The sequence below is a fragment of the Porphyromonas crevioricanis genome (assembly GCF_900167225.1).
Classification (GTDB): domain Bacteria; phylum Bacteroidota; class Bacteroidia; order Bacteroidales; family Porphyromonadaceae; genus Porphyromonas; species Porphyromonas crevioricanis.
On the sequence record NZ_FUXH01000001.1, the window covers coordinates 34,434 to 47,189 of the forward strand.

Annotated in this window: 8 protein-coding genes; all 8 read left to right on the forward strand. The window is 46.1% G+C overall.

The window, feature by feature from the left end:
• Positions 1–27: 27 nt before the first annotated feature.
• The 8 genes from B5D48_RS00140 to cobM all read left to right on the forward strand — a co-directional run bounded on the left by B5D48_RS00140 (position 28) and on the right by cobM (position 12,374).
• Entirely contained in the window at positions 28–1,968 is a 1,941-nt protein-coding gene (locus B5D48_RS00140) for a fumarate reductase/succinate dehydrogenase flavoprotein subunit (protein ID WP_023937367.1), read from the forward strand.
• A 24-nt stretch (positions 1,969–1,992) separates the two neighbouring features.
• Positions 1,993–2,748: a succinate dehydrogenase/fumarate reductase iron-sulfur subunit gene (locus B5D48_RS00145; protein WP_023937366.1), complete on the forward strand. Its 756-nt coding sequence runs from the start codon at positions 1,993–1,995 to the stop codon at positions 2,746–2,748.
• Positions 2,749–3,000: 252 nt separating this feature from the next.
• Positions 3,001–3,195 carry a 30S ribosomal protein S21 gene (gene rpsU, locus B5D48_RS00150; protein ID WP_023937364.1) on the forward strand — a complete coding sequence of 65 codons (195 nt, stop codon included), beginning with the start codon at positions 3,001–3,003 and terminating at the stop codon, positions 3,193–3,195.
• A 516-nt stretch (positions 3,196–3,711) separates the two neighbouring features.
• The gene (locus B5D48_RS00155) at positions 3,712–5,613 is read left to right on the forward strand and encodes an Omp28-related outer membrane protein (protein WP_023937362.1); all 1,902 of its coding nucleotides are present in this window, start codon (positions 3,712–3,714) and stop codon (positions 5,611–5,613) included.
• A 239-nt stretch (positions 5,614–5,852) separates the two neighbouring features.
• Positions 5,853–7,277 carry a cardiolipin synthase gene (cls, locus tag B5D48_RS00160; RefSeq protein WP_023939342.1) on the forward strand — a complete coding sequence of 475 codons (1,425 nt, stop codon included), beginning with the start codon at positions 5,853–5,855 and terminating at the stop codon, positions 7,275–7,277.
• A 45-nt stretch (positions 7,278–7,322) separates the two neighbouring features.
• Complete coding sequence (gene dgt, locus B5D48_RS00165; protein ID WP_023939343.1) at positions 7,323–8,657, forward strand: dGTP triphosphohydrolase; 1,335 nt, start codon at positions 7,323–7,325, stop codon at positions 8,655–8,657.
• Between the two features lie 637 nt (positions 8,658–9,294).
• Entirely contained in the window at positions 9,295–10,530 is a 1,236-nt protein-coding gene (locus B5D48_RS00180; protein WP_023937355.1) for a bifunctional cobalt-precorrin-7 (C(5))-methyltransferase/cobalt-precorrin-6B (C(15))-methyltransferase, read from the forward strand.
• A 38-nt stretch (positions 10,531–10,568) separates the two neighbouring features.
• Positions 10,569–12,374, forward strand: coding sequence for a precorrin-4 C(11)-methyltransferase (gene cobM / locus B5D48_RS00185; protein ID WP_036887469.1), 1,806 nt, complete (start codon positions 10,569–10,571; stop codon positions 12,372–12,374).
• Positions 12,375–12,756: the final 382 nt, after the last annotated feature.

A 12,756-nucleotide genomic window follows, 5' to 3' on the forward strand; every position in this document is an offset into this window, starting at 1 on the left:
AATCACTCCCTACAATATAATTGTGTTATGAATATTGATTCTAAAATCCCTGCCGGTCCATTGGCCGAGAAGTGGAGTAACTATAAAGATCATCAGAAGCTGGTAAACCCGGCTAATAAGCGTCGTTTGGATGTGATTGTGGTTGGTACTGGTTTGGCTGGTGCCAGTGCTGCTGCCTCCCTTGGAGAATTGGGTTTTCATGTCCTCAATTTCTGTATTCAGGATTCACCTCGTCGTGCACACTCTATTGCGGCACAGGGAGGTATCAATGCAGCCAAAAACTATCAGAATGATGGGGACTCGGTCTATCGTCTTTTCTATGATACGATCAAAGGAGGAGACTACCGTGCCAGGGAAGCCAATGTTTATCGTTTGGCAGAGGTCTCCAACTCTATTATAGACCAGTGTGTTGCTCAAGGAGTTCCCTTTGCCCGTGAGTACGGAGGTCTTTTGGATAACCGTTCTTTCGGTGGAGCTCAGGTATCCCGTACATTTTATGCTCGTGGTCAAACGGGACAACAACTCTTGCTCGGAGCTTACTCTGCTTTGAGCCGTCAGGTGGGCAAAGGAGCCGTGAAGCTCTACACTCGCTATGAAATGCTCGATGTGGTAGTTATAGAGGGGCGCGCTCGCGGTATTATTGCTCGTAATCTGGTTACAGGTAAGGTAGAGCGATTCTCTGCCCATGCAGTGGTGATTGCTACAGGTGGATACGGCAATACATTCTTCCTTTCGACAAATGCGATGGCTTCCAATGGTTCCGCAGCGTGGCAGTGCTATAAGAAGGGAGCCTACTTTGCCAATCCTTGTATGGCACAGATTCACCCCACTTGTATTCCGGTGCATGGAGAGTTCCAGTCCAAGCTGACTCTTATGTCGGAGTCTTTGCGTAATGATGGACGTATTTGGGTTCCCAAGAAATTAGAGGATGCCAAGGCTATTCGAGAAGGCAAGCTCAAACCGACACAGATAAAAGAGGAAGATCGTGACTATTATTTGGAACGTCGTTATCCTGCTTTTGGTAACCTTGTGCCACGTGACGTAGCCAGCCGTGCTGCCAAAGAACGCTGTGACGCGGGTTTTGGGGTAAACAATACTGGTCTGGCCGTTTATCTGGATTTCGCAGACGCTATTCAGCGTTTGGGACGAGATGTGGTGGAGCAGAAGTATGGCAATTTGTTCCAGATGTATGAGAAGATTGTGGACGACAATCCCTACGAAACTCCAATGATGATTTACCCTGCCATCCACTATACAATGGGTGGGATTTGGGTAGACTACGAATTGATGACCACAATCCCCGGTTTGTTTGCCATAGGAGAAGCTAACTTTAGTGATCACGGTGCCAACCGTCTTGGAGCTTCGGCTTTGATGCAGGGCTTGGCTGATGGGTATTTTGTATTACCATACACGATACAGAATTATTTGGCAGATCAGATACGGGTGCCACGCTTTAGTACCGATTTGCCTGAATTTAAGCAAGCCGAAGAAGCTATCCAGAAAAGGATAGAGAAACTCATGAGTATCAAAGGCAATGAGTCTGTAGACAGCATACACAAACGTCTGGGGCATATCATGTGGGATTTTGTTGGTATGGGCCGTACGGCTGAAAGTTTGCAGAAGGCAATTGAGGATCTTAAAAAACTCAAGAAAGAATTTTGGCAGTCAGTGCGCATACCCGGCAAGGCAGATGAGCTTAATGTAGAGCTGGAGAAGGCTCTTCGCTTGGCTGATTTTATTGAGATTGGAGAGTTAATGGCACACGATGCGCTCGACAGAGAGGAGAGTTGTGGCGGACACTTCCGTCTTGAGCACCAGACAGAAGAAGGTGAAGCCCTGCGCCATGACGATCTTTTCAGCTATGTTTCTTGTTGGGCCTACCAAGGGGAAGATAAAGATCCGGTCATGTACAAAGAATCTCTCGACTACGAGTTTGTGGAGCGTCAGCAGCGTAATTATAAGAATTAACCCCTCTCTTTCAACATTAAAGTAATGGACAAAAATATCAATATCACACTCAAAGTATGGAGACAGAAAGGTCCGCGTGAGAAAGGGGCTTTCGAAACATACAGGTTGGAGAATATTTCCCAAGGAAGTTCTTTCCTTGAAATGCTCGATGTACTGAATGAAAAACTCATTAGTGAGCAGAAAGAACCAGTTGTATTTGATCACGACTGTCGCGAGGGAATCTGTGGCATGTGTTCACTCTACATTAACGGACATCCTCATGGGCCGGATGATAGCATTACCACATGTCAGTTGCATATGCGTCGCTTCAATGATGGTGATACTATCATGATTGAACCCTGGAGATCTGCCGGTTTCCCTGTGATACGAGACTTGATGGTAGACCGTTCAGCATATGACAAGATCATTCAAGCCGGAGGTTTTGTCTCGGTTAATACTGGAGGTATCCCTGATGCTAATGCAATCCCCATTTCAAAGAAGAAGGCAGACGAAGCTATGGATGCCGCGGCTTGTATTGGCTGTGGAGCTTGTGCTGCTGCTTGTAAGAATGGGTCAGCTATGCTGTTTGTATCGGCCAAAGTGAGTCAATTGGCACTCCTGCCTCAAGGGCAAGTAGAAGCCGCCAGACGAGCTAAAGCAATGGTGGCTAAGATGGATGAATTGGGATTTGGCAACTGTACCAACACCAGAGCTTGCGAAATGGAATGTCCCAAGAATGTATCCATTAGTAACATTGCTCGTCTCAATAGAGAGTTCTTGGTAGCCAAGTTGAGAGACTGATATTATCTGGAGTGGAAGTTCGGAGAGGGGGAGGTCGATGTTTTCCCATAGACTTCCCCCTCTCTGTTTCTCCTTGTTTATTTCGAGCTTGTGAGATCGAAGCTATCTCCCTCTTACAAGTGGGATTGAGGAGTGTGATATCCTCTCACCGTATTTGGCGAGCTGCAAGAATGTTTGTAAGTTTGCGAGAAATTTGAGCGCAAGCAGAAAGATTAAGAATAAAAACAAATAAATAACAGATCAAGAAGGAATATGATTGTAGTACAACTCAAAGAGGGCGAAAACATAGAAAGAGCTCTGAAGAGATTTAAGAGAAAATTTGAACGAACAGGTGCTATTCGTGAACTTCGTGCACGTCAGGCTTTTACCAAGCCTTCCGTGATCAAGCGTAAGAAAATGCAGAAAGCTATCTATGTGAAGAAGCTTCAAGAGGCACAAGAGCAATAAGCCCTTTTTGTGCGTTATAGCCTCCTTGAGCTACTCCTTACTGGGAGAGGAGCTTTGGACGGAGGCATATCCTACTACTCTAAGCCATGCCAAAACATCGTTTTGGCATGGCTTTTTTGTTTTCGTCGAGAAGACGGAGATAAGATCTAAATCTCGACAATTGTCTTGCTACACATCCTTTGAGACAGTTACTTTGCAATGCTTGTTTCAAGATAGATGCTTGTTTCAATACAGTTATTCTGCTACAATTGATTGATTGATGATAGTTGCATTTGCAATGCTTGTTCCATAAGGATTGTTTTGTGACGATTGCTTGGTGACATATTCTTTTTAGATAGCTGCTTTTTTGTAGCAAAAAGATCTCAAATTGTCTGAACTTTGCTTCCGATGTAATCTTGTTCTTGCTTTTTTTGTGAAAAGAACCTAACTTCGCGACGTTGGTTCGTACCTATTTGTCAAACCTGAAGGCCGACCAATGAGAATGGAAAGGGAGGTCTTCGCAAAAAGTTCTTTGGTATGCAGAAACGAATATTATTTACCGCATTGCTATTGATGCTGTTTTCCTCCTCAAGCATTTTTTCTCAAGAGGTGAAGGATTTAAGGTCGGAGGATGAGATTCAAATCACCGGATACGGACTGGCCAACAGGCATATAAAGGCCGATGACATCACATTGGCCGGAAATGGAGCTCCTAATTCGCCTGTAGTCCATGCCATACGATTACCTCAAATCTCTGGAGCAATCGAGGGAATACAGTTCTTTTGTTCCATGAATGATCCCGAAGCTTGCATTTTTGTGTGTGAGGTGGAGACTGGGAAAATCATTGCTTTTAAGGCTGCTTCTCTAAAAAAAGGCTGGAATGATGTCAATTTCGATGCAGCTGTAGAGATGTCTACTGAAAAGCCCCTTCTTGTGGGTTATTCGATCACTACAGATGAGACAATTCTCTACGTTTTCCCTTTCGATGGGGATGATGACAATTTTGCTTATGACTACAACTATGTGGCCTTTCCTACTGAGAAACTGACAGCCGGAGCTATCATTCCTCGAGTAAGACCTACAGAAAAGCTTAGTTCTCCCACTATTTTGGGTAATAGCATGATTTTCGCCAAGTTGAGAGACAAGGTGAATAATCTGGCTTTCCCTCTTGAGATGCTCGGCCCGATAGGGAAAGAGAATAACCCCGTCTCGGTAGAACTTGGGATCAGAAATGTGGGAAGCAATGAGATATCGTCTGTTGAGGTGAAATTGACAGGGGAGGGACTCACTCCTTCCACCAAGGAAATAGAGATTGTAGATAAGATCCAGGTGGGGCAGGACGGAGTTATCCGTTTCGATTTGGAAAATCTTGCACAAGGGACAGGTGTCGCCAACCTCTCTATACAGAAAGTCAATGGTGTAGAGAATCTTTTCAATTCGGTAGAGCGAAAGGATCAATACTTTGTGTATGACGAGAATAATTACCTGCGGAAAGGGATTTTGTTTGAGCACTTCACAACTGAGAAGTGTAGTAACTGCCCGAAGGTAATGCCTCACATCAAATCTTTCTTCAATGAAGTAACTCAATCTGGTTTGCAGGTCAATTATGTAGCTCATCATGCTGCATTCATGGAAGACCCTTATACCCTGAATGAATCGAAGGAGCTTCTTCCATATTTCTTTGCTTTGATGGTTTATGCTCCATCAGCTTCTATAGATAGACGTGCTATCTGCCATGAAATGGGCTTCGTAGACATCAAAACACCAATCTTCTTACCCATCAATAGGTATCTTAATTATGCCTATAAACGAGTGGCCAAGATGCCTGATTTTGTGGACTTTGAAACAGTGAATAAGAGCTTGACTAATGGTGAATTGTCTATGTCTGTGATTGGCAAAACCAAGGGGTTGGTAGACAAAGACAACTTCTATATCACGGCCATTGTCACGGAAGACAAGATCGAGAGTACCAAGCAGGCCGGATTCAAAGGAACTTACACGCACAATGGTGTGGCCCGTCTCTTTTTGACTCCTTATTCGGGTAATCAAGTGCAGATAAAAGAGGATGGATCTTTTGAAGTCAAATTCGACGCCAAACAGATTAAGCCTGATTGGAAACGTGAGAATCTGAAAGTGGTTCTTTTCGCACATCGCAACCTTGACCTGATGAACCATTCGGATGAGTATGTATATGCCTCTACCTCTGTATCTCTATCGGATGATATAGGCATTGTACAGGTTCAATCCGAAGATGCAATCAAGGTTTTTGACAGAGGAGGCCACGTAGGTATTCTCGGTACTTATTCTTCTGTGCAAGTATATGATATGCAGGGGGCTTGGATTACAAACCGGATCGACACGCCTTTGCCGGCAGGTGAGTATATTGTGGTGGTGAAAAATGATGCCAAGAAAACCGTTGCCAAACTCGTAATACACTAAGTTTAGTTGAGCTCCAGTAGAGAGCTAAATTGTTTGCCCCTCTCAGGAGGTCTATTGATTAGACTTCTTGGGAGGGGTAAATCGTTGTATGCTAAAAGACCTTTTGAACCTGTACAACGCTCTCTATTTGATAACTTTCTTTTGCCGAAATACGGCAAAGAAACTATCTTTAGGCCTACATGAAGTACGATGCCGGTGATATGAGCCGTAGCTCTTGTCGATAAGGCTGGGAGATGCTTATGAATACAATACTGCTCATCCTTTACTCAGCTCTGGTTGTCAGTTTGGTTGTGGTGATAATAAGTGAGAACCGCAATCCACTCAAGGCTACTTCATGGCTCCTGCTTATTACGTTACTACCGGTAATAGGTGTGCTGTTGTACCTGTTATTTGGGCAAGATCAGCGACGTCGGCGAGTAATGAGCCGCAGGGTCTACAGACGTATTATGCGCCGTCCTCAATACTTGAGCATGCCGGAGGCTTTGTTGTCGAGCCTACAAGATGAGCAGCTTAGCCCCGTGATGCGTCTATTGGTCAATAATTCGGATAATCCGCTCCTTGCTGCTGAACATTTGGACATATATACCGAGGGTGGAACTAAACTCGAAGCCCTCTATCAGGATTTGGAGACTGCACATGATCACATTCATTTGCAGTACTATATCATTGCGGACGATGAATATGGGATACGGCTGCAGCAGTTGTTGATGCGTAAGGCTGCCGAGGGTGTCCGCGTGCGAGTGATTTACGACCATGTGGGTTGTTGGGCTACTTCTTCTAAATATTGGAAAACCCTCCGAGAAGCCGGAGTAGAGGTTTACCCTTTCATGCGAGTTGCCTTCCCTATTTTCACGGGTCGTGTGAATTATCGCAATCACCGCAAGATCGTGGTCATAGACGGGACAATTGGCTATGTGGGAGGAATGAATATCGCCAAACGCTATGTAGTGGGGAATGAATTAGGGATGTGGCGCGATACGCATATCCGTATGGAGGGTACGGCGGTGGCCAGTCTCCAAAGCAGCTTCTTGATCGACTGGTACGTTGTCTCACGCAAGGTAATCAGCATTGAGGGTTGTTATCATATTCCACCGGCTCCGAATATGCTTGCAGATGGCATCCGCATGCAGGTTGTTGCAGGAGGGCCGATCGGGCGGTGGCGGACGATCGAGCAGGCTATTAGTTATACGATAGCCAGAGCCACGAAGTACGTCTACATACAAACACCATATTTCCTACCTACCGATACGCTCAACAATATCGTTTTGATGGCGGCTCTTTCCGGAATAGAGGTGCGACTGATGCTCCCGAAAAGAAGCGATGCCGTTTTGGCTCAATATGCTACTCGTTCGTACCTCAGCCAACTGATGCAGGCTGGGGTCCGTGTTTTTCTTTACTCCAAAGGTTTTTTGCATTCCAAGCTGTTATTGGTGGATGGCCGTGTTGCTTCGGTTGGTTCTGCCAATATGGATTTCAGAAGTTTGGAGCATAATTTCGAGCTTAACGTGATGATTTACGATGAGACGACAGTGGAGCGACTTCGGAAAACATTCGAGGCAGATATGGAGTCTTGTGAATTATTGGATCGGCAACAGTGGGCAGCCAGAGGGCGATTTGAGCGTTTTTCCGAATCTTTCGTCCGGCTTTTCTCCCCTCTGTTGTAGTTTGTATGTCAAGTTATATTTTTTTTGATTGAGTCCTTTTTTGTGATGCAGTGGCAACAGCTTCTATCGGATAAACGCCTCGGTTTGGAGGGCAGACACTCTTCTTCCACCGGAGGTGTGCGTACAGACTTTGAGCGTGATTATGATCGCATGGTTTTTAGTTCACCATTCAGGCGTTTGCAGAATAAGACCCAGGTTTTTCCCTTGCCCGGCAATGTTTTTGTGCACAATCGTCTCACTCATAGCTTGGAGGTCAGCTGTGTAGGGCGTTCGTTGGGCTCTATCATCACTCATACTCTCCGGCAGAGACATGGCTCGGATATTTTCCCCACAGAGGGAGCTATCAGCAGTATCGTGAGTGCAGCTTGTTTGGCTCACGATATGGGCAATCCGCCTTTCGGTCATTCCGGAGAGCGTGCCATTGGAGCCTATTTCTCCGAGGGGAATGGTCGTATTTGGGAGGAGCAGGTGCGCCGGGAGAATGGTCGTTGGGAAGATTTTTTGCATTTCGAGGGCAATGCCAATGCTTTTCGCTTGCTTACTCACCAGTTTGTCGGCCGTCGGCCGGGTGGTTTTGCTCTTACTTATAGCACATTGGCAAGTATTATCAAGTATCCACACAGCAGTTTGGTGGCAGGGCGAAAAGGGAAGTTCGGCTTTTTTGCCAGTGAGGAAGATACGATGAAACGAATTGCCGATCACTTAGGCTTGATCAAGCTCTCGGAGGAGCCTCTGCGTTATGCCCGCTATCCGTTGGTCTACCTTGTGGAGGCTGCGGATGACATCTGCTACCAAATCATGGATTTGGAGGATGCCTATAAGTTGAAAATTTTCACTGAGCGTGATACCACCGACTTGTTGATGGATTATTTTGCTCCGGATCAGCGAGATGAGATAAGGCTTGTTTTGAAATGTTTGGATGACTCCAACGAGCGAATTGCCTATTTGCGTTCCCGGGTTATCAACACCTTGGCCGAGGCCTGTGCCGATACCTTTCTGGAGGCAGAAGAGCGTATTTTGGATGGCTCTTTTGAGGGAAGCCTCATTGCTCAGATCTCCGAACGAGAGCGGTCTGCCTACCGTACATGTTCTCGCTTGGCTTATGAGCGGATCTATCCAGCTCGGGATGTTTTGGATGTGGAGTTGGCTGGTCATCAGATCTTCGGTTACCTGATAGACCGCTTGATGCACGCCCTCACGCACCCCGACTATGCCTACTCTCGCTCTTTGCTTTCGAGGGTCAGTTCTCAGTACGATACCCACAGACAAGACATTTACGGCAAGCTACAGTGCACTTTGGACTATATATCCGGTATGACCGACATTTATGCCTTAGATCTCTATCGCAAGATTACTGGGATGAGTTTGCCTGCTATTTAATGAGCAATGAGAATGGGGCCCTGATTTGTCTCTTTTTTGCTGTTGCCAAGTTGGATTGTTTTGTAAAAATCTACCTGAACTCTATACAAGAAAAATCGAGGGAGAAGAGCACAAATGTTCGGCTCGATACTTTTCTTTTTTGCCCCTCCGAAACCTCTCTCCAAAATGCCTTATTCATCGGCATTCTGAGAGGGTCAAAATTCTCTCCTGAGAGAAAAATTTTTCTCTCCTGTGATAGCGAAAATTCTCTCAGGAGAGAATTTTATTTCCTCCTGTGTTATGAAAAAAGAGAGCCTATGGGGATTCAAAACGGGGTAAAAAAGAGAGAAATCTGAGTCCTATTTTGAGCTAAAAATAGGTGCTGAGAGGATAACAAAAACAACTCAAATCTAAATGATATATTATATTTTTTGAATGAAAGCTATGCTCTCTATTTGATTGAGAGAAGTGGAGGCCGAATTTTCGGCAAAGTCTCCCCAAAGTATAACCTCTGTCCTTTCTTTTGGGAGGCATATAGACAAATTCATGAAAGTGATATAAGAACCGTTCGACAGCCATATCGGAAGACGGATGCAAACCGATCTATTCCCTTTTTTCTCTCTTCAAGTCTCGGGCCAAAATCTCTACCTTTGCTCCTATGAGTCAAGTCAGTGTTCAAGGGGGATCGGAAGGCCGGGCAATACGATTCTTTGTGATAGGTATTACCGACCAGTCCGAACCGCATCTTAGCCCGGAGTTGTGCAAATTGATCAGTCGAGCACAGGTCTTTAGCGGAGGTATTCGGCATAGAGGAATCGTGGAGCCGTATTTACCAGCTTCCTATATTTGGATAGACGTTACGGTACCACTGGAAAAAGTATTTGTGCGGTATCGAGATCATCAGGAGATTGTTGTCTTTGCCTCCGGGGATCCTCTCTTTTACGGCTATGCTGGCACTTTGTTGCGTGAATTTCCCTCGGCAGAGATTCGAGTCTATCCTGTCTTTAATTCCTTACAGATGCTTGCCCACAAGCTATCTCTCCCTTATGAAGATATGCGTGTGGTATCTCTCACCGGACGTCCTTGGATAGGTTTGGATAGGGCTTTGATAGAACGCGAAAAAAAAATTGGCTTGCTGACCGATCGTAAGCATACCCCTTCGGCTATTGCGAAACGACTGATCGAATACGGTTTCGATGAGTATTCTATGACAATAGGAGAGTTGTTAGGCAATCGCAATCAAGAACACTTGAGTATTCGGATGTCTTTGCATCAGGCTGCTGATTATGAAGCTCTATCTCCTAATGTCGTTTTGCTACAGGCAGAGGAGGTGAAACCTCGATATTTCGGGATTGACGAGAGTCGATTTTCCTTGCTGAACGGTCGTGCAAGGATGATAACCAAAATGCCGATACGCTTGTCTTCTTTGGCTGCCTTGGGGCTACCCGGCAGGCGTTGTCTTTGGGACATTGGTTTTTGTACTGGCAGCGTCTCCATCGAAGCGAAGCTACTGAGTCCGCAAACTCAAGTTGAGAGTTTTGAGATCCGTCCCGAAGGAGAAGAATTGATGCGTGAGAATGCTCGTCGTTTCGGTTGTCCCGGCATAGAGGTACATATAGGAGACTTTTTCTCTTTCTCTCTGGAGGATTTACCCCGCCCTGATGCCGTGTTTATCGGAGGGCATGGCGGGCGATTGGTCGAGATGATACAACGGGTGGCCCCCTATATGGTTTCGGGTGGAGTGTTAGTGTTCAATTCGGTTTCGTCTGAGAGTCGCTCTGCTTTTGATGAAGGTTGCCGTTTGGCCGGCTTGCTGCCGGATTTATCCCGAATTATCAAAGTAGATGAACACAACCCGATAGACATTGTTCGGGCAACTAAACCTTCCGTTTGAAACAACAAAGATTTGAAAGACAGCTTTACCAGAATACTATGATTAAATACAGCCTTATATACGTGAGTGACTCAGCCGAAGCAATGGCTGGCTTGATCGCCTCGGAATTGCGGCCCGAAGCAGAGGTATTTCATTACAAAGACCTTGACAACGAATCCATTGCCCGACTTTGGCGTGAACGTGCAGCCTTAATCTATTTAGGGGCCTGTGGGATAGCCATACGGCAGATTGCTCCCTATGTGCAAGACAAACAGACAGACCCAGCGGTAATTTGTATAGATCACCGTGGCAAATCGGTGATCCCTCTACTTTCTGGGCACATTGGTGGAGCAAACGATTTGGCTAAACGTTTGGCTCGTATCGTGGGCGGATATGCCGTATTGACAACCAAAAGCGATGTAGAGGATCTGTGGCCTCTGGATACACTGGATCGTTGTATGGGGTGGGCTATGGAGCCTATTGAGCGCAAAGAGATGAATAGGCTCATTACACTCTTCGTCTCTCGCCGGCCTACTTTGCTTTATCTTGGTATCCGGGATCGAGGTACAGACTATTTGGAGCGTACTGCTCCCGAGCATGTGCAGATACGAAGCGGAAAGATCGATTTTCAGCAGGAGAATGGCTACGAATTGATCATTGCTGTTACTCCCGAAAAAATACAACTCCCACACGGAGTGCCTGCAATGGTCTTGCGTCCGAAGTGTTTACACTTGGGGTTTGGATGCAGACAGCAGGCCAATCCCGAGGGGATAGCCCCATTTATCGTCCATGCTCTTTCCGAAGCCGGCTATTCACCTTTGTCGGTCGCAACAGTCAATACGATAACACTCAAGCAAGACGAACCTCTTTTGCCCACCTTGCTCAAAGCTTTCCCTAACAGTCACAAGCAGATCTTTTCGGCTGAGGAGTTGGAGGGTATCTCTGTGTCCAATCCTTCGGACAAAGTACGGGAGGTAACGGGTGTAGATAGTGTGAGTGAGAGTTGTGCCATAGCAGCCGGTAAAGGACGGTTACTGATCCCGAAGCAGAAAGGGGTACTTACCGAGGGAAGCCATTTCACCTTTGCCTTGGCCGATGATTTGGATATGAGAAGAGAGGGCCATATTGAGATCGTAGGTGCTGGCCCGGGGGATCCTGACTTGGTTTCGGTGCGTGGAAGGCAATTTTTGGAGCGTGCCGATCTTATTCTATATGCTGGCAGCTTGGTGCCGATAGCCCTAACAGAGTGTGCAAAAGAGGGATGTGTGGTGCGTAGCTCGGCCAACATGAATTTGGAAGAGCAGTTTGAGCTGATGTACCAACATTATCTCCGTGGTCATTTGATTGTTCGTTTGCATACGGGGGATCCTTGCATATACGGAGCTATTCAGGAGCAAATGGCCTACTTTGACCGTTTTGGCTTGAGCTACCATATTACACCGGGGATCTCCAGCTTTCAAGCTGCTGCAGCAGCTCTAAGGTCTCAGTTCACCATTCCCGAGGAAGTGCAGACAATCATACTTACCCGTGGCGAAGGGCGTACGCCTATGCCAGAGAAGGAGAAGTTGCATATGCTTGCCAAATCCCAAAGTACGATGTGTATTTTCCTCTCGGCCGGTATTGTCGAGGATGTGCAGAAAGAGTTGCTGATGGCTTATCCTCCGGAAACGCCTGTGGCTGCCTGTTATAAACTGACTTGGCCGGACGAAAAAATCTACAGAGGGCGATTGGATCAATTGGCACACATTGTCAAGAGTAACGGCCTTACCCTTACCACTATGCTTGTGGTTGGTAAAGCAATTGATAATAGAGCAGGCTTATCGCGCTTGTACGCCGATGAGTTCAAGCACCTTTTCCGGAAGTGACCTTCATACCACAATAAGAGACCATTGTTCAGATACTCAAAAGATTCCGAAACAGCTTTTTGACTGAAGTTCATAAGATGTAGCAATGAGCAAGAATTGAGGGAGTCGGGTAAGAAACTAAGTCCGAATGCCGATAATAACACGGCGAACACAATAACTATCTCAACAAAAAAGTCTGCCCCTGAAAACTGACATTTGTGGTCAATTTTAGGGGCAGACTTTTCAATTTAGGACTTTCGTCCTTGCAGCCGAGAGTGTGTGTTTACTCTGGTTCTTTTTGAGGCTGTTGCTCAGGCTCTAAAAGGCCTTTTAGTAGCCCTTGCCAAATTTGGCAAGCCTATGGCAGCAGACTCTCTTTCGAGATCTCTCTCTGAAAGAATGG